Source organism: Roseibium sp., from assembly GCF_965216085.1.
Lineage (GTDB): Bacteria > Pseudomonadota > Alphaproteobacteria > Rhizobiales > Stappiaceae > Roseibium.
In genome coordinates this window covers 4,104,044-4,122,802 of record NZ_OZ244138.1, presented here as the reverse complement: position 1 = coordinate 4,122,802, position 18,759 = coordinate 4,104,044, and the positions used below count along the sequence as shown (strand labels likewise).

At 55.5% G+C, this 18,759-nt stretch carries 15 protein-coding genes and 1 tRNA gene; 11 read left to right on the top strand and 5 right to left on the bottom strand.

Translation table 11 applies throughout. The features are described from left to right. Positions 1 to 16: 16 nt before the first annotated feature. The 11 genes from hisD (at position 17) to ACOOFE_RS19315 (ending at position 11,501) form a co-directional block, all read left to right on the top strand. Positions 17 to 1,324 carry a histidinol dehydrogenase gene (hisD, locus tag ACOOFE_RS19365; RefSeq protein ID WP_420415608.1) on the top strand — a complete coding sequence of 436 codons (1,308 nt, stop codon included), beginning with the start codon at positions 17 to 19 and terminating at the stop codon, positions 1,322 to 1,324. Between the two features lie 30 nt (positions 1,325 to 1,354). Next, a complete protein-coding gene (locus ACOOFE_RS19360; protein WP_420411575.1) occupies positions 1,355 to 1,858 on the top strand; it encodes a UPF0262 family protein in 504 nt (167 codons plus the stop codon). Between the two features lie 53 nt (positions 1,859 to 1,911). Next, the gene (locus tag ACOOFE_RS19355) at positions 1,912 to 2,316 is read left to right on the top strand and encodes an arsenate reductase ArsC (protein ID WP_420411574.1); all 405 of its coding nucleotides are present in this window, start codon (positions 1,912 to 1,914) and stop codon (positions 2,314 to 2,316) included. Between the two features lie 320 nt (positions 2,317 to 2,636). After that, the gene (locus ACOOFE_RS19350; protein WP_420411573.1) at positions 2,637 to 3,242 is read left to right on the top strand and encodes a GNAT family N-acetyltransferase; all 606 of its coding nucleotides are present in this window, start codon (positions 2,637 to 2,639) and stop codon (positions 3,240 to 3,242) included. Positions 3,243 to 3,353: 111 nt separating this feature from the next. Beyond that, the gene (gene infA, locus ACOOFE_RS19345) at positions 3,354 to 3,572 is read left to right on the top strand and encodes a translation initiation factor IF-1 (RefSeq protein ID WP_006939340.1); all 219 of its coding nucleotides are present in this window, start codon (positions 3,354 to 3,356) and stop codon (positions 3,570 to 3,572) included. 41 nt (positions 3,573 to 3,613) lie between these two features. Then, positions 3,614 to 4,234, top strand: a complete 621-nt coding sequence (locus ACOOFE_RS19340; RefSeq protein WP_420411572.1) for a Maf-like protein — start codon at positions 3,614 to 3,616, stop codon at positions 4,232 to 4,234. A gap of 57 nt (positions 4,235 to 4,291) precedes the next feature. Further along, complete coding sequence (yacG, locus tag ACOOFE_RS19335) at positions 4,292 to 4,495, top strand: DNA gyrase inhibitor YacG (protein ID WP_420411571.1); 204 nt, start codon at positions 4,292 to 4,294, stop codon at positions 4,493 to 4,495. A gap of 307 nt (positions 4,496 to 4,802) precedes the next feature. Beyond that, the gene (locus ACOOFE_RS19330) at positions 4,803 to 6,410 is read left to right on the top strand and encodes a bifunctional metallophosphatase/5'-nucleotidase (RefSeq protein WP_420411570.1); all 1,608 of its coding nucleotides are present in this window, start codon (positions 4,803 to 4,805) and stop codon (positions 6,408 to 6,410) included. Positions 6,411 to 6,649: 239 nt separating this feature from the next. Further along, positions 6,650 to 8,008: a tetratricopeptide repeat protein gene (locus ACOOFE_RS19325; protein ID WP_420411569.1), complete on the top strand. Its 1,359-nt coding sequence runs from the start codon at positions 6,650 to 6,652 to the stop codon at positions 8,006 to 8,008. Between the two features lie 16 nt (positions 8,009 to 8,024). Next, a complete protein-coding gene (locus ACOOFE_RS19320; protein WP_420411568.1) occupies positions 8,025 to 11,126 on the top strand; it encodes a FecR domain-containing protein in 3,102 nt (1,033 codons plus the stop codon). A gap of 299 nt (positions 11,127 to 11,425) precedes the next feature. After that, positions 11,426 to 11,501, top strand: a tRNA-Phe gene (locus tag ACOOFE_RS19315). A 615-nt stretch (positions 11,502 to 12,116) separates the two neighbouring features. Here the strand turns inward: ACOOFE_RS19315 and ACOOFE_RS19310 are convergent. The 5 genes from ACOOFE_RS19310 to ACOOFE_RS19290 all read right to left on the bottom strand — a co-directional run bounded on the left by ACOOFE_RS19310 (position 12,117) and on the right by ACOOFE_RS19290 (position 18,759). Then, complete coding sequence (locus ACOOFE_RS19310; protein WP_420411567.1) at positions 12,117 to 13,637, bottom strand: M10 family metallopeptidase C-terminal domain-containing protein; 1,521 nt, start codon at positions 13,635 to 13,637, stop codon at positions 12,117 to 12,119. Positions 13,638 to 14,469: 832 nt separating this feature from the next. Then, positions 14,470 to 15,774 (bottom strand): hypothetical protein, encoded by a 1,305-nt coding sequence (locus ACOOFE_RS19305; RefSeq protein ID WP_420411566.1) that lies wholly within the window; start codon positions 15,772 to 15,774, stop codon positions 14,470 to 14,472. Beyond that, on the bottom strand, positions 15,771 to 17,312 hold the full coding sequence (locus ACOOFE_RS19300) for a VWA domain-containing protein (protein WP_420411565.1): 1,542 nt from the start codon (positions 17,310 to 17,312) through the stop codon (positions 15,771 to 15,773). The genes ACOOFE_RS19305 and ACOOFE_RS19300 overlap by 4 nt, the downstream gene beginning before the upstream one ends. Further along, the gene (locus ACOOFE_RS19295) at positions 17,309 to 18,292 is read right to left on the bottom strand and encodes a VWA domain-containing protein (protein ID WP_420411564.1); all 984 of its coding nucleotides are present in this window, start codon (positions 18,290 to 18,292) and stop codon (positions 17,309 to 17,311) included. The genes ACOOFE_RS19300 and ACOOFE_RS19295 overlap by 4 nt, the downstream gene beginning before the upstream one ends. Then, positions 18,289 to 18,759, bottom strand: a complete 471-nt coding sequence (locus ACOOFE_RS19290; protein WP_420411563.1) for a DUF4381 domain-containing protein — start codon at positions 18,757 to 18,759, stop codon at positions 18,289 to 18,291. Before ACOOFE_RS19290 ends, ACOOFE_RS19295 begins: the two co-directional genes overlap by 4 nt.

The window sequence follows — 18,759 nt, the reverse complement described above, 5'->3', positions numbered from 1 at the left end:
CACTGCGCCAATCATGATGGAGAATTGCGTGGTTCTACGCCTGTCGAATACCAGCGCCGATTTTGAAACCCAGTTTGCCGCTCTTCTTGCCGGTAAGCGGGAGGCATCGGAAGATGTCGATCAGATCGTCCGGGACATCCTGGAAGATGTTCGAAAGCGCGGTGATACGGCGGTGCTGGAGTATACCGCCAAATTCGATCGGTTGAACGCCAAGGAGATGGCGGATCTGAAAGTGTCCGCAGCTCAGATTGACGCGGCTATGGCCGAGGTTCCCCAGGATACCTTGGATGCGCTACAGCTGGCGCATGACCGGATTTATGCGCACCACAAACGCCAACTGCCTGTTGATGACCGGTACACGGATCCAATCGGAGTTGAACTTGGCTCGCGGTGGACAGCTGTCGAAGCCGTAGGCGTTTATGTGCCGGGCGGACTGGCGAGCTACCCGAGCTCTGTTCTGATGAACGTGGTTCCGGCCAAAGTGGCGGGCGTCGAGCGGATCGTCATGGTGGTGCCGAGCCCGGACGACGTTTTGAATCCGCTGGTTTTGGCAGCTGCGAAGATCTCCGGCGTTAGCGAGATCTACCGCATTGGCGGGGCGCAAGCCGTTGCGGCTCTTGCCTTTGGCACAGAAACCATTCAGCCGGTTGCCAAAATCGTCGGGCCGGGCAATGCCTTTGTTGCGGCCGCAAAACGCCGGGTGTTCGGCACTGTTGGCATCGATATGATCGCTGGCCCGTCCGAGGTTCTGGTGGTGGCTGACAAGGACAGCAACGCAGATTGGATTGCAGCAGACCTTTTGGCCCAGGCTGAGCATGATCCAGTTGCGCAATCGATTTTGATTACTGACAGCTCTGACCTCGCGGACCGGGTTGCAGATGCCGTCGAAAGCCAATTGAAAACCTTGGCGCGCGAAGAGGTGGCACGCGCAAGCTGGCAGGATTTTGGGGCGATTATTCTGGTCGACAATCTGGACAATGCGATGCCGCTTGCCAACCGGTTGGCCCCTGAGCACTTGGAACTTGCCGTGGCCGATCCAGATGCACTTCTGGAAAAGGTCCGCAATGCTGGGGCTGTCTTCATGGGCCATCACACGCCGGAAGCAATTGGCGATTATGTTGGCGGCTCGAACCATGTGTTGCCGACGGCGCGTTCCGCACGGTTTTCCTCCGGTTTGTCCGTTTTGGAATTTGTCAAACGGACGTCGATCTTGAAGTGTAATGCGGAGAATTTGCGCGTCCTCGGACCGGCCGCGATTGCACTTGGTGAAGCAGAGGGCTTGTCGGCGCATGCCCGGTCTGTTTCCATCAGACTGAACATGTAGGCAGAGAATCAACGGCGAGGCTTTGACAGCATGAACGATGCACAATCGGAATGCCCTCAACAAACGTCAGGCGGCCGCCTGGTGGATGTTGTGCTGGATGAAGCCTCAATCGCCCGCTCCACACCGGAAGTGGAGCATGACCGCGCTGTAGCGATCTACGACCTGATTGAAGAAAATGCCTTTCAACCCGTTGGGCATCCGGTCGCCAAATTCGTCCTCAATCTTTCTGTCATTGAGAAAAAACTCGTTTTTCAAATCCAGACCGAGGATGAGCGGGACGTTGTCACCCATGTTCTGTCGCTGACGCCACTGCGGAAGATCGTGAAAGACTACGATCTGATTTGTGAAAGCTATTACGAGGCCATCCGTCATGCGACGCCGAGCCAGATAGAAGCGATCGATATGGGGCGCCGCGGCGTGCACAATGAAGGCTCGACGATCCTCATGGAGCGCCTTGAAGGAAAAATCGAGGTGGACATGCAGACCGCCAGGCGGTTGTTCACCCTCGTCTACGCCTTGCACTGGAAAGGCTAGATTAGGTGGCCGGGCCGGACCTGCGTCCGACTGCGGTTTTGTTTGCGTGCGGGATGAATTCCGTGCGATCGCCGATGGCTGAGGCCCTGACGCAAAAACTCTTTCCCGGCCAGATTTACGTCAAATCGGCAGGCGTTCGCGCCGGCAAACTTGACCCATTTGTTGATGCGGTCATGGCCGAAATCGGGGTTGATATGAGTGCGCATCGGCCGAAAAGCTATCTGGATTTGGAAGAGAGCGGCTTTGATCTGATCATCACGCTTGCGCCGGAAGCCCATCACTGGGCGCTCGATCTGACCCGTACGGATGCGGTCGATGTTGAATACTGGCCGACGATGGATCCGACGCTTGCGACCGGGTCCCGCGAGCAGATCCTCAACGAATACCGTGCAGTCCGGGACATGTTGATGATGCGGATCAAGAAACGGCTCAACTGGACACCGCCGCCAAGCGGGTGATAAGCGGGCTCCTAGGCCGTGTGGACGAATTGGGGACGCCTTTCGTGAGACAAAGGACGAAAGATGGCGTGGAAAGACCTGCAGAGCGTATCGGTGATACGGTCAAGGGGATGTCCGCGTCAGATTGCTGCGCTTTGTCTCACCCGAAGGGCTGGGCCTGAAGCGCCCAATCCTCGGCGAAAATCCGCCTTGATGATGCACCAGCATCACCTGCGGCAGATTTTCTTGGTCTTGAACGCAGCATTTCCCAGCGAAAGACATCTCCAATACGTCCACACGGCCTATTATTGTTAGGAATTACAATATTGTTAGGAGTTACAGTGTCCCGTTCTTTATCTCCATTGCAAACCGAGCGCCTTATTCTACGCCCCTTTGAGCGGAGTGACGCCGAAGCACTTTTTGAATACCAGTCTCGCGAGGACATTGCCCGGTATCATTTCTGGGAACCGCGAAGCCTGGAGGACATCCATAAAAAGCTGGATGACTGGATTCCGATGACATCCTTAGAGGGGGAGGGAACTCATGCGTCCGCGATATGTCTGGCAGAAGATGGCAGGCTGATTGGCGATCTTTCTCTGTGCGTGACGGACGCCGAAGCCGGGCAGGCCGAAATTGGGTTTTCACTGAATCCGGAATTCCAGGGCTGTGGGTATGCATTTGAAGCTGCCAGCGCTTATCTGCAATTCGGATTTGAACAGCGCAAACTTCACCGCATTTTCGGGCGTTGTGATGCCCGTAACACCGGGTCCTGGAAACTGATGGAGCGGTTGGGGATGCGCAGGGAGGCGCACTTTCGCGAACACGCTCTCTTCAAAGGCGGCTGGGACGAAGAATTCTACTATGCGATCCTGGCTCGAGAGTGGCAGTCATTTCCCGATAGGGCGCTGCAAATGGAAGCAAAACCGGTCCTGGCCGGAGGCGAGTAGCCGGAACGATAGTTTCTTTGACTTGGCAAGAAAGAAAGGTTCACATTCTGGGCCTAATCCGTTAGGTTCCGCGGCACCTGCGGGCTAGACTCGCCACAATCAGGATATCAAATGGCTAAAGAAGAAGCTCTGGAGTTCCCGGGCGTCGTAACAGAACTGTTGCCGAATGCGACGTTCCGCGTAAAACTTGAAAACGATCATGAGATCATTGCTCATACGGCTGGACGTATGCGCAAGAACCGGATTCGCGTTTTGGCGGGTGACAAGGTTCTTGTTGAAATGACCCCATACGATTTGACCAAAGGTCGGATCACCTACCGCTTTAAATAAGCGGCTGGTCGCATTACGCCGGCAGGAAAGCACGCGCATCCATGACGAATGCCCCGCAGTTGATTTTGGCATCCGCGTCGCCGCGCCGGCTCGCGCTGTTGCAGCAAGTTGGGCTGGAGCCGGATCATCTCCTGCCTGCAGATGTCGACGAAACACCCAAAAAGCATGAAACGCCCAGGGCGTTGGCACTTCGCTTGGCACGCGCCAAAGCAGAAGCCGTGCGCAAGACGGTCGATGCATCAGAAGAGATGCGCGACGGGGTGGTGCTGGCAGCCGACACGGTGGTCGGTGTTGGACGGCGCATACTGCCAAAGGCCGAAGTGACCGACCAGGCTTTGATGTGCCTGTCCATGCTGTCGGGACGCGGCCATAGAGTATTCACCGGTGTTGCGATTGCCGAGCCAAATGGCAAACTGCGTACTAAGCTGGTGGAAACCCGCGTCCGTTTCAAGCGCCTGTCCCGCCAGGACATGGATGATTATATTGCGTCCGGTGAATGGCGCGGCAAAGCCGGGGGCTATGCCATCCAAGGGCTGGCCGGCAGCTTTGTGGTAAAACTGGTCGGCTCTTATCCCGCGGTGGTTGGTTTGCCCCTTGCTGAAACTGTGAACCTGCTGCAATCAGCTGGATATCCGGTTCACAAGAGTTGGGCGAGCGCCTGAGCGTTCTTGGGGATTGGTTCCGGCAAGCATTTCAATTGATCATAAAAGGAGGCTGTAGTGTCCGATCCGACCAATCAAAAACCGGAACGGCGGATGCGGCCGTGCCCGATCTGCTCCAAGCTTTCCACACCCGGTGACTATCCGTTCTGTTCCGACCGTTGCGCAAAGGTCGATCTGAACCGCTGGTTCTCCGAAGGATATTCCATTCCGGTCGTTGAGACAGATGATCTCGATGAAAATGATTTCCCGGATGAAGCATAACGGCCTGCGCAGAATATCACTCGATTTAGACAAAGTAGGTGCGCCATCACGTCCGTGACTGTTCAAAATTCTGCAAAATTCTTTACCTGGCAAAATTTTTTTCACTTTTGAGCTCTCAGCATCTTGCAGCTGTTAAAAATCTCGATCACTATTTGAAGAGTGGAACCCGGGACGGCCAACAACTGCCGGCCGGGTCGGCTTTGCGTTCCGTGCCGCGGGAGGCAGCAAAAAAGGGCAGAGCCAGCCGCACAGTCTGATCCAGCAGGTTCAGGCAACAAAAACACCATTCAAAATGGGCGAGGGTCAGATGAACAAACGTTTCCTGAGTGCCGCGGTGCTGTCGCTGTCAGCAGCTTTTCCAGCAACCGCTTTTGCCGACTATTCCCTGACAATTCTGCATTTGAACGATCTGCATTCCCGGATCGAGTCGATTAACAAATACGATTCCACCTGCAATGCTGAATCTGAAGCAGAAGGGAAGTGTTTCGGCGGTATTGCGCGGATCAAGACGAAGCTCGACGAACGCCGTGATGCCTTGGCTGGTGAGGGAATGAATGTCCTGACTGTGGACGCTGGAGACCAGTTCCAGGGATCCCTGTTCTATACGACCTACAAAGGTGAGGCGGCGGTTGAGTTTCTCAACGACATGAAGATCGATGTCATGGCCGTCGGAAACCATGAGTTCGACAATGGGCCTGAAGTCCTTGCCAACTTCATCGGAAAAGCGAATTTCCCAGTTCTGTCCGGCAACATTGATGTCAGCAATGAACCGTCTCTGAAGGGAAATGTTCCGGGCGTTCTGATCCTGGAAGTGGGCGGTGAAAAAATCGGCATTGTTTCAGCATTGGCCGAGGACACCACCGAAACATCTTCTCCAGGCAAGAATGTCCGCTTCATTCAGGCGGAAGATTACCTCAAGGGGGCTGTCGAAGGGCTGGAGTCTGCCGGGGTCAACAAGATCATCGCAGTCACCCATATGGGACTGCCACGGGATATGGAAATCGCAGCGGCTGTATCCGGAATTGACCTTATTGTCGGCGGACACTCGCACACTTTGCTGTCTAATACCCAAGAGCGAGCCAAAGGGCCTTATCCTGTGCTGGTGAAAAACCCGGAAGGAAAAGAAGTCCCGATCGTCCAGGCCTACGCTTATGGCAAATTCCTGGGTGAAATTAATGTCACCTGGGACGACGCCGGGAATGTAGTTTCCGCCGAAGGGGAACCGATCCTGCTGGACGCCAGTGTAACCCCGGATGCAGGGTTTGCTGACCGTGTGGCTGAATTGGCGGCGCCGATCGAAGGCCTGAAGGCGAAAGTCATCGGGTCTGCGGCCGCGCCGATTGGTGCGGACCGGTCAGTCTGCCGGGCGCAGGTCTGTGAAATGGGTGTTCTGGTTGCCGATGCCATGCTGGACCGGGTGAAGGATCAGGGCATTCAGATCGCCATTCAAAATGGCGGTGGACTGCGCGCAGCCATTGATGAAGGTGAAATCACGATGGGCGAAGTTCTGACCGTTCTGCCGTTCCAGAACACCCTGTCCACCTTCCAGCTGAAAGGCGCAGATGTGGTTGCTGCGCTCGAAAATGGTGTGAGCCAAGTGGAAGACGGCAAAGGGCGTTTTCCGCAGGTTGCCGGATTGAAATACACCTTTGATGCGTCAAAACCGGCCGGAGAGCGGATTTCCGATGTGATGGTTGCCGATGGGGATGGTTTTGCGGCATTGGACTCAGAGGCAGTCTACGGCGTTGTTTCCAACAACTACATGCGCGGCGGTGGTGATGGTTACAAGATCTTCGCGTCCAACGGCATGAAAGCCTATGATTTCGGACCGGATCTGGCCGACGTGGTCGCCGAGTTCCTTGCGGAAACAGGCGGTTACACTCCATACACCGACGACCGGATCACAGTGAAATAACCTCATTTTTTGAAGCGCTACTAAAAAAACGCTGGTTTTGAGAGGATCTCAAAACCAGCGTTTTTGTTTGGATGTCCGGAAATCCAATCTAATTGAGCTTTCAAGCTGAGAGCAAACGCAATGAGACGCGTTGAGCGGCTACCAGGCATGGACAAGGGAAGTGGCCTGCGGTAGGTGTGTTAACGTATTTTTAATGTTTAGAAATTTGGCAGTGGAAGCTGGGGTTGTGGTTGTCAGTAATGTTATTTAGGCTGCAAAATCTGGCTGCTCTCCTGGTGTTTGCAGGGGTGACATTGTTTCCGGCCCTCGTTCAATCGCAAGACGCCGGCGAGACACCGCAATCATCTGATGCCCTGCTGGCCCGTCAAACCGCGCTTCTGGTGCAAGTTCTGGAGCGCCCGGCCGATCTGGACCTGGCTTTCGAATACGCAACTGTCTCCGTTTTGGTAGGCGACTATGAAGCTGCGATCTCAACATTTGAACGCATGTTGATTTTCGCGCCAAACTTACCGCGTGTGAAACTGGAACTTGGTGTTCTGTATTACCGGTTGGGATCTCTGGAGACAGCGCGCTACTATTTCCAAGCTGCCCAGGAAAGCCCGAAGGTTCCGCCGGAAGTTCAGCAGAAGGTGGAAACCTATTTGGCCGCGATTGCGGCCAAGCAACAACCAACTCAGTTTCGTGCGGATCTCATCATTGGGGCGCGGTATCAATCCAACGCCAATGCGGCACCGGGCGGGCGCCGAGTGACCATTAATGGACGCGATTTTATTCTCGATGATACGGCAACCGGCAAGGCGGATTTCAATGCGTTTGCTGCGGGGCGGGCCTATGGATCTTATGATCTTGGCACCCAAGGAGATCTGATAGAAACAGACCTTGTCTTTTATGCTGCGCGTTTTTCCGATCAGGTCCGGCTCGATACCGGATTGGCGGAAGTAACCATCGGGCCGTCTTTCAATATGGCGCGGTTTAATTGGGACAATGCGCAGCTCGGTTTGTATGCCGTTGCCTCCGGAGTCCGGCTCAATCATGCCAATTATAATGGGGCACTTGGTTTCGGCTCCCGGCTTGTGGCCCGTCCGGACATCCAAACGGAAGTGACCGCGAAGGTGGAATGGCGGCAGCGTTGGTTCAATGACACATCCGAATATCCGACGGTTTCTGACCGGAATGGTTACTACCTCCAATTCGCGTCAAAAATCTCCAGACAACTGACCAAGGCGTTGCGGACGCGGGTCCTGGCATTGGCGGATTTTGAAGAAACAAGCGCGAAGTTTCAGCAAAGCTGGGAGGCGGGCGCGGGGATCGGTGCGACCTATCAATTCGCCTCGCCGATCGAACAACTGCCGCACCTCTGGTCTTTCGATTTGGAAGCTGGCTACATTTACCGGGCCTATGCAGCGCCGGACCCGCTGGTGAATGTTTCGGAAAAGCAGAAAGACCATGAAGGCTGGATACGTGCTGCGCTGAATGTTCCGCTGAAATACAATGTGTCTGCCGGTTTGGTCGGCGAATTCCGGCGCCAATATTCGAACTATGATTTGAGCAGCTATTCGAATGCATCTGCGATGTTCTCGCTGCGAAAAGCGTTTTGATAAGGGGGGAGACAATATGGATAGCGTTTTGCCTACTCTCAGATTTCGGACAACAGTAGCGGCTCTCTTATGCTCCGCCGCAGCTGTAACATGCTTCCTTTCGAATAGTCAGGCAGCAACAAAAGTCGGGACCGCCGCCGCCGTCAACACAGATGCCTTTGGGACGCCGCCCGGCGCGGTCCGTGAAGTCAAGCTGATCGGCGACAACGTCGTCTACAATGAGCGTATCCAAACCTCGAATTCGGGCCTAGTCCAAGTTCTGCTTAACGATGGCTCGACATTCACAGTTGGTGCCAATTCGGATTTGGTGATCGACGAATTCGTTTATGATCCGGATGCGGGGACCGGCAAGCTCGTTGCATCCTTCGGCAAAGGTGTGGTGCGCTTTGTTGGCGGGAAAGTCAGCAAGAAAAAGGGGGGCGTCGCGGTCAAGACACCGGTCGGCACCATCGGTATTCGTGGCGGCATTGCCAACCTGAACCTCGAGAGTGGCAACCCGGTCTTCTCCCTGTTGTTTGGCGATGATCTGACGTTTGAAAGCCGAAGTGGTGCGCGCCAGCGGATCTATCAGGCCGGTTATTCCTTACAAGTCGATTCTACTGGTTTGAGCGGCGGTGTGCGCCGCACAACACCGTCTGATCTGTCTGCTGTTCAAAAGGGACTTGCTGCGCGCGGGGGACAAACGGGCGGAAATCCAAACCCGCCAACCGGACAACAAATCGCGAAGTCCGGTGTTCCAAACGTCAATTCAAACCTTGGCCATGTTCGCACCGCGCCAATCCCCAAACCGCAGGGGATCCAGTCGACCGAGCTGCAGCGTGCGGAAACCAAATTGGTGCAGGTTCAAAAGACTCAACAGCAACGCACCGTGGACCGGATCGACAAGGAAACATCGGATAGCACTGAAACGCCGCCGCAAGACAATACAGATAATGAAACTGTCACCACGACAGCGAATGCCCGGATCCTGACTGCAGGATCAAGCTTTTCACCCACTTGGGACGCCAACCGGACGGTGAGCGCGCCAGGGGGGCAAGGACTGATTGGGGGAAGTTCAGGCGTCGATGAGACCGTCGCTTTTTCGTTTGCGACAGTCATCTCCGGCAATGCCACCGGGCTTTATAAAGCCGAGGTTGAAGGCAACAAGATCTATCAATTCGCCTTTGATGGTGATGGGCAGTACTTTTACGCGCAGACCTACACCGATCAGGACCATGTTGCCCAATTGGGTGAAAATGGCTTTATCCCGGTGGCTCCGGCAGTTGATCCAGATACCGAAGGAAATGTCAGTTCCTATGCGTGGGGCGCGCAGTTTTTCCATGAAAACTTTGCGGCTTTTGCGCACCTTCCCAATGTAACCCCCGGCAGTGCCACACCCTTCAATATTGAGGATATGGTTTTTGGCCTCCATGGGTTTGGAACAGATTTTTCCAATTTTGGTCAGGGAGCGAGCGAACCCGCTGTTCGCATCTATAACTTGGCATCAGACCCGAGCTTGATGTTCTCACTGGGGACGGCTGGCGGTGGCACGACCTTCACACCGCTCATGAGCAACGCGCTGTTCGTCAATCCATTGGCCGCTGCGGAGCTTGGCAACAGTTTTATGTCGGCGGTCGGATCCAGCGATCTGAAGATGATCGAAGACAGTCCGTCGACTTTGAACGGGGCGCATTACCTGGCAAGTTCATTTCATATTGACGGCGCAGGGACCGATCAGAAATCCTTGATCTCTGTCGCTGTCGGGGAAGCTTATCAAGCAAGCGATGGTGTGGTTGTCATGGACACCGGCCGCCGCGGCGGCCACCGGATCAATGGAAGTCAGGGCGCAGCGCTTTACAGCGGGCCGGTTGGCACCATTGCCGGCCCTGATGGCGGGCATTTTTTCGGCAGCAACGCTCAGAGCTTTGTATTTGGTAATGTGATGTCCGGGGAGGCGTTGGACGACCCTTACAACGACAATTACATCAGCCGCCCAAATGTCTTTGAAAACAGTGATACGGTGTCCGCAAGCCTGCATGTCGGCCGTCTCAATGGGACCGATCAAACAAACCTGTCGCGCACGGACCGGACTTTGAGCGGGTATGCTGCTGGTGTTGTTGAAAGCACCGTCAACTTGCTCGGTCAAGGCACAGGCCCCATCGCGTTTTCAAGCAGCAGCGCGTCCGATCTTTCGGTTTCCTTTGACGGTTCGGAGCATTCGCTGGGCGGGGAACTGACGGTTCGCGATACGCGGCAGATCGATCCGGAAGTTGGAAGTTACACGGTTCGCTTCGGCTTCAACGATGATAAATCAGGGACACACCGTGCGGCCCTTATCGACGATGACACCTATGCTGCGCGCGATGCCACAAATGTGGCAGAGACTTATCTGACTGTTGATACGGTGCAAACGCCTGACCCGATTCCCATTCAAGATCCGCCAGATATTTCAGATCCGGCGGGCGGAGGCGGCTTTTATGTCGTTCGAGATGCCGCAAGCCCGGCCGTTTCCGATTTGACAAGCGCCGGTGCACAAACGGTGCAAGCAAATCCGAATGAAACGCCAACCACTTATTTTGTGCCCAATACTCTGGTTGGTGCCGGCGATGACGCCATAATGGCCGGAGTTACAGAATGCACCTGCGCTTTTTTGGAGTGGGGCTATTGGGGCACAAAAATGTCGTACGACGACACTGGCGGCGTCCTATCTGGCACCGGTCAACGGCAGGATGCTGTGCATCTGGGGACCTGGGTCGCGGGCGATGTCACAAATTCAGCCAACTTACCGACAACCGGGAGTGCAAGTTATTCCGGTCACGCAGCAGGCAACGTCATAAACAATGGAGCGCAATATCTGGCGGCCGGGAATTTCAACATGACCGTCGATTTTGCGCGCCGGACTGGTTCGGCGAACATTGCAAATTTTGACGGCCGGGTATTCGGTGCTGATCTCACCGAACAAACTGTGGCGTCCGGGAACCAGTTTTCCGGTGCCCTTGCGGGAGGCACATATTCAGGAACTGTGAACACATCGATTGTTGGCGGCCCCAATTCAAACCATCAGGGTGTGATCGGCAATTTCAATGCAGCCGATGGAGCTTGGTCGGCGACCGGGATTGTCGCTGGAGAGATGCAGTAGGGAGTGATTGCTGTGCTCAAACAGAACGAGCCGGTCTGTGCGGTTCCGCCGGACTGGTGTGCCCGTCAATCACAGCGTCAAGCAGCAAACAGGTGCTGAAGGGATAGTTTTTTATGCCCAGGCTAAGTTCTTAAAAACTGATGTTAATTGCAATGAGGCCGGCGAAGCGCGGATTTATCCATCGGCATTTTTGCAAGTTGTGAAAAAACTTTGCCGGGGTGCTGGACAAGGGGCAAACGAGCTTCTATAAGGGCCGGGCTTTCGGCGGACGGGGCCTGTCTCCTCCCAAATCAAAGCGCGCCCAGATAGCTCAGTTGGTAGAGCAGCGGATTGAAAATCCGCGTGTCGGTGGTTCGATTCCGCCTCTGGGCACCACTCTTCTTCTTGAAATTTCTGGTGTTTCTCGATTGCATGTGTTTTGCTCCTTTCGGGTTTGACATTTTCTTCTGAGCGGTTTGACATTTGTGCATCCCGACGCTCGATTTCTGCAGCGAAAACTTGCGCAACCCGATCCATCTTTGAGGTGATGTCTGCGCGCTTTGAATAGTGCCGCGCCATGGTTTCAGTGGTCTGTGCAAGGGCGTCCGCAATGCTTCGGTCATCCATTCCCACTTCTCTTAAGATCGTCGCCACGGTGTGGCGGAGGCCATAAAAGAGTAAAACCCGGCGCGATGAGTTCGCTGCGTTCAACGTCAATCCGGAATTTGTTCCAGGATGCGCGAAAGCCGCCAACCGTCCATGACTTTGCGATCTTCAGGCGGCCGCTGTCGTTGAGACAGCCGGTGAAGACACCTTGATCAGCTTTGACGACGGATCCAGCCTCACGCTCATTGGCGTGACTGATCCCAGCGCCATAGAGTTCATGCCACTGCCGCTGATTTAATCGGATCTGGCGACGAGGGTTTGTCGGGACCTGGACGTTTGGCGGAAGCAAGGTGCACTTCCGCCGATTAACTTATCCGCCAGTTGTTTTATCTGCAGGTCGTGCGATCACATCTCAATATAGAGCTGTGCGGCGGAGAGGCTCATGCCTTGAACGTCGACAAGATCCGGGTTTGCATCCAGGAACGCGGCCGCATCAAAGGTGACCCCGCGGCCCTCAGCCAAGCCGAACTCCAGATAGTGCAGCACACCGGCCTCTATATCTGCGCCGTAAACCTCAATGAGATCGCGGTGGGAGGCGATATAATCCAGAGCGGAAAAGTCGATCGTCCGGCCTTCATTAAGCCCATGTTCCACCAAATGGGTATAGAGCAAGTCCTCATCGGTACCAAACGCTTCAGCAACGTCCGCATGACTGGCCGCATACTCCAGAAGCGAGATGCTGGTCTGGCTGGCAACGTCCACATCGATATCTGCAAATGAGATGGTCTCGACACTTGTGAGTTGATCAGTGCCTTGAGCGCTGTGAATGACAATGGGGCGCGTATCAAAGACATAAACCGTGGCAGCGTTCTGGTCGGCTTGGAGGACAAAGGTGTCCCGTCCTGCACCGGCATCAACGACGTTGTTTAACGCGTTCCCGAGGATGACGTCATTGCCTCTGCCTGTCACCGCGTTTTCTATATCTGCGCCAAAAGCGATCGAGATGTTGTTGACAAGGCCTGCCGTGCTGGAAAATCCGCCGGGATTGAGATCAAGGACACTATCTTCCGAAAACCCGCTGAAATCGAGCGTGTCGATCCCGTCCGCGTCCCAGATCGAGAGGACTGGATTTTTGTTTTGCTCAAAGTCGAACAACGGAGAATCCGTGTTTGAGTTAAAGCCGTAAACAGTATCCCCGGTGCGCGTGTCCATGTTGGCGCCATACTTGGCCTGGATCGCCGCAATATCATGAAGCATTGGGGTCTGTGCATAAGAGACGCCGTACTCGGCACCCGTGTTGTCTTCATCCCAATAAGACATGATGGAATACTGCTGGCTGTCTTCCGCGTATTCAGCGTTCCGGGCGTAGGACAACCGGCCGCTTCCGGCGTTGTAGTCGCCCGGATGCAGCTGCCCGATCGAGTGGCCGAGTTCGTGGACCAGAACCTTAAAGCCGTAATTCCCGACTTCAGGACTAACATTAAACCCAAGGGTGCTGTTGACCCATACGTCGCCAGACCAGCCTTTGGTGCCGGGCAGGTAAGCGTGCGCAGCAGAATAATCAGCAAGGCTTGAAGAATTCGCGAACCTGATGGCACCAGTGCCATAGATATTCTCTTCGAAGGTTATGTCAGCAACATCACTCCAGGTCGACAAGGCCAATCGAGCCATGACTTCCTGTTGCTCGGAAAAAGCCTGAAAACCAGCATACTGATCTTCGCCAAACGCATAGAACGGTAAGGATGCCGCAAAGGAATACGTAATAGGATCGGTTGTTGTCCAGGAATAGCCTCCCCGGTTTAACTGATTGATTATCTGGTCGATTGGCGTTCCGGAATTGGACGCAGATTTCTCGCTGTTATTTCCGGAAGATGCCCGGAAATGATCGACGCCATCACAAACCGGATGGTGACAAAATCCACACATGAGCCATCATTCGGAGAAAGTATTCTCCGTCCCTGCCTTGGAATTGTTTAAGTAAATTCCTGATTAATTTCTGATGATCTCATCATGACAGATGCAGGGAAAATAAAAGTGAACAAAAAACATATAGAATACGTATTGGAAGTTGTCGTTAATATAATTTGAATTGTGAATTAACGGAAAATAAACTTAAAAATCTACTACTCGTGTTAGGTGTTCGTTATTGTAAACGGAAATTAATAGTAAAAGCGGCATTTACTATACGCGGCCGATCCAGAACCAGAACACCTCTCAGGCGAAGCTCGTAGGCCGATATCGGCCCGGAAACACTGGAAAATTCGGTGAAGGGACCGTGAGTGGAAAACGGCCGGAAACTCATACGGATGCCGTCAGACAGCAAAGCCGGTGTTGAGTTGGTAACAAAATCACGCGGGAGGTTTGCTGCTTGGGCACCACTCTTCTTCTTGAAATTGCTGGTGTTTCTCGATTGCAATTCTTGCCTTTTCGCGCGCGACTTTATTTGGCATCCGTCCAGAGGCTAATATTGACTGCCACAACACTCCCAATGTGCCGTTCGTTTGCGGTGCCAAAATGGTTCATAGGTGTCGAGCAGTCCTGCGGCACACACGTACCGGTTCGTCCTAAATCAGCTAACCGTGGATGGTGGCAGTGCCTTCAAGGCGCTCCGTTCAGTGCATTCGTTCAACCAAATCGCGTTTTGTGATCTCGCCTAGGCGCATGATTTGATTTTGGCATCCAGAGGTTTCAGTTGGTTACGATAGGCTTTGTCGTTTGAGCACTCTTGGATAGTGAAGGCTTTTGGGGCATTTGCCTGCTAAAACTTCGTTGCATCAACCGGATTTAGAGGTGGCAGAGGTGTTTTGGACCTTCGCCGGGCCTGCGTTTTCGCTTGATGACGGACGTCGGCGGCAGAGGTCTGGATCTGGGACCAGGCATTCCGGATTTCTGTGCTGGATGCCGGACTTTTGCTGCCATAAAGGGCCCTGCCCAGAGAAGTAAAAGCATGTTCAAGCGCCGTCCAGTCAGGCTGAGCCCCGGCGGCATCCAGCCGGTGTTGCCAGTCGAGGCTCTTTGCCATGGCCGCGGAATAATCCTGGGAGTTGATGGCTTTTTTTAAGCGCCGGTAAGCAAAATACTCGGTCGCTTCGTATGTTGCTTTCGCTGCCTGAAAGAAAGCCGCAGCCGTTGGGCCATATTTGCGCAACAATCCCAAGAAGGTGCCAGATAAAAGCAGCGCGGCAGCGCCCCAATAAGCCATGGATCGCCAGTTCAATGCCTCTGATTGCGGTTCTGCCGCCACCGGCGGCCCGGTCACCGTCAGATCTATCGCCGGAACGCTAACCGTTTCGACCTTTTCGCTGGTGAGGTTGTACCAGGAGAGTTTCTGTTCACGGATCCGATAGGTGCCGGCGTTTTCAGCGACGATTGTGACGGTTTCTGTGCGGGTGCCGGATATCTGGCCCCGGTTTTCGGTTTCCTTGAGAACCGGGGATGCGGGATAGTAGCTGAGGCCCTCAACCGGGACTCCGGCACCAACGGGCGGCACAAACATTGGAGCGGCCCCGGTGACCTTGATGGTGGTGGTCAGGGTCAGCGCATCTCCAGCGGCCAGATCCTCCGGTGTTCCGTCGACCTGCCGGGTCAGTGTCAGGGCGTTTGCGGCCAGGAAGGGCGTCAGGTCCCTGGCGATTTCTGGTGCTTCACCAGTGATCGCAAAAGGTGCGACGTCAACCTCCGTTTTGATTGGCTGGCGCGTGTTCGGATCCGCATAGGTGATTGTGATTGGACCGCCGGGGATATGGAAGGTTCCGGGCACCATGGGATAAAGACGATAGGCGCGTGAAACCCCGGACCAAGTATCGCCATTGACCCGCTCGCTGGTTGGGCTTGAAGCGCGGGAGGGCAGCCGGACGACAACATTCTGCGCTTCGAAACTCGGAAACACCGGCGGGGTCGGCATCCAGGTCGGCACCAGGACCGTGATCCGGAAGATCAGCGGCTGGCCAGGGATTGCAGTGTCCTGTTCAAGCGTCGTCCGGACGATCGGTTGCGGTGCCTCCTGTGCTTGGGAGATCGCAGGCAAGAACAGAAAACAAAGTATGACGAGCGCGGGGATCATTTCTGCCCCCGTGCGGCTTCAAGCGCAAACCGGGACCGAAGAAAGTCGCCCGTGCTGGTGTCCACCGTGCGCATCCATTGTTCGGCGGTTTCCGGAACGGTTTCCGATGTGCTTTGCGGTGGCTGCTGGCTGTCTGTGCCGCGTCCCGCTTCATTGTCATAGACGACATCGTCCGCGCCAATGCCGCTTTCTTCGCCGGTATCGGACTGTTCGCGCGTCGTTTCGATGTAGTCGAGAATGTAACGCGCAAGTTCCAGATTGTGCTGCGCTGACTTGTTGTCCGGATCCCGTTCTACGGCTTTTTTGAAAGCCGCAATGGCAGGCCGGTAAGAGCGGGATTTGATCAGTGAGAGACCTTCGCCCATTGCGGCATCCGTACTTTCTTGCCAGGCATAGAGCTCTGCTGCTTCTTCATATTTGCCGGCCCGGTAGAGCGCGGTCGCCTTCCATAATGGATCTTCAAAAAGATCTGCTGCTGTTTGATAGTCCTTGTTGTCGAAGGCCCTTTGCCCCAGTTGGTCGGGAGTGAAGAACCAGTCTTTCCATCCCTCAGCCCGGGCCTCTACGCCGGAAAATGCAAAACCGACCGCAACCAAGACCACCGCCCATTGCATGGTCCATCCCCGGCGGAACCAGAAGAGCAGCAGGACAGCAGCGGGCAGGGCAAAGATCCACCCCTCGTCCCGCCATTGCTGGCGTTCGTCCTGAGCAAGTGCGGCCTCATAGGCGGATTTGATTTGGCGATGGACGGTTGCGACATCGGTGCGGTCAACCGTCAGCTCGACAACAGTTGTCCCGGTAATCTGTTTCAGTTTATCGGCCGCGCCCGGGTCCCGGTTGGCAAGCCAGAATAGGACCGGAGCGCCGCCTTCAGCGACGTGCGTTTTGAAGGCCGGCAGGTCTGCGTCGGTGATCCGGTCAAGCAGGAACAAGGTTGCCCCGGGGGCGGCCTGATCTGCGAGTATTGCGGTTGCCATGGCAAGGGCTTCGCGTGCGGCTTCACCTTCGTTCGGCATGACACGTGGTTCGAGACCTTCCAGGAACGGTTTGGTGACGTCTGGGTCTTCGGTTGGTGGCACAACCTGATGGGAGGTTCCTGAGTAGGCGACAAGCGCGGTTTTGGCACCTGCGCGGTCTTCCAGAATGTCCAGCACCTTGTGTTTGGCGCGTTCCAGCCGGCTGGGCGGGATGTCCGTTGCCGTCATCGATTTGGAAACCTTCAGGACGACGACGAGAGGCGCGGTGTCCGCGACAAGTGGGTTTGCGATCCGCGACCAGGTCGGCCCAGCTGCGGCCAGAACCAAAAGAGCGAGCAGCAGGGCAACACCATCGATCGGGCGCAGGCGTTGGTGTTCCTGACTGCCAACGGTGAGGGCTGCGGCCAGATGCGGAGCAATAACATCGGGCAGGTCAATCCCCTTCGCAGCCGCCCGGCGCACCAGCCACAAAAGGACTGCGATTGGGGCCAGCATCAATAGCCACAAGGGGCGGATGAAATGAAAGACGGCGAGGATGTCAGCCAGATGGGCGATGTTCATGTGGCCCTCCGCCGCGCCTTGCGGGTGTGGAGGAGAGCCAGCGTGCCGATGCCGATCAGCGCTGCCAATATCAGAAGCAAATGGCTGAGCGGTTCTCGCGGGCGGAACGAGCGGGTTTCCACTTCCCGCGGCTTTTGCGCGTCGATCCGGGCATAAATCTCGGCAAGGCCGTTCTCATCTCCCGCAAAGTAGTAGGTTCCGCCTGCCGCATCCGAAATGCTTTTCAAGGTACGTTCGTCGAGCCGCTGATCGCCGGTTCCTTCCGGGTCGCCGACACCAATGGAGATGATCTCAATTCCTTCCTTGGCTGCAATCGCAGCTGCATTGACCGGGGTCATGCGGCTGCCGGTATCAGCGCCGTCGCTCAGCAGGATCAACAGCCGGTCTTCAATCTGGCTCGCCTCAAAGGTCTTGATCGACAGGCCGATCGCATCGCCCAGAACCGTGTGCGGCCCAGCCATGCCGACTTCGGTGTGTTCAAGCAGCGCACGGACCGAAGCAAGGTCTTCGGTAAAGGGCGCCTGGACGAAGGCCTTGGCGCCAAAGACGATCAGGGCGATCCGGTCGCCACCGCGTTCGGAAATGAAATCACCAACAACCCGTTTGACAGCATCCAGGCGCTGCGTGCGCTCGCCGTCTTGCGAAATGAAGTCGACCTGATCCATCGAGCCGGAGATATCGATCGCGAGCATGACATCACGGGCCGCCTTTTCCTGAATGATCGGCTCGCCGACACGTTCTGGTGCTGCGAGCGCCGTGACCAAAAGCCCCCAAATCGCGATGGCGGCAAGGTTCTGCAAAGTTGTGCGCTGGAAAATCACCGAACCGGCTTTTGGCGCCTGACCGGCAGCCTCCGCAAGCCGGCGGAAGAATGGAAACCGCAAGGCGGACACCCGCTCCTGATGGGGCGGCACAAGGACATAGACGGCAAGCGGCAGTGGCAGCAGAAAAAAGGCGTAGGGATGGGCAAATTCAATCATGCTGCCGCACCCTTATGTCTTTTGATCCAGGTCCGGATCAACGGCTTCAGATCGGCGCCATTACTGGTTTTCTTGTAAGGCGCTTCGGCGACGGCCTTTCCCGGTCCGTCCGAAAAGCCAGTTCCGCCATACGCATGATCCAGAAAGGTGAGCCAATCCGGGCCATGCAGTGCGGCCACGTCCTGACGCACATAAGCTGAGAGGGCTGTCCGGCGCAGCAGCTCGGCAAGCCGCTGCGGATCGTTTGGGCAGGACGCGAGTTCGGCCAGCGCCTCACGGCGGTAGGCCGTCTTCCGGCGCCAGAGCAGAAATCTCCAGCAGCCAACTCCAATGATCACAAGCAGAATAGCGCCCAGCCAAAGCCATCCGGCCGTTTGTGGCAGCATGGAAATGGGCGCGGGATCAGGCACTGGCTCTAGCAGATCGATCAGTTCGGCGAGGTTCAGGCCTTCCCAGTCATCTTTCAT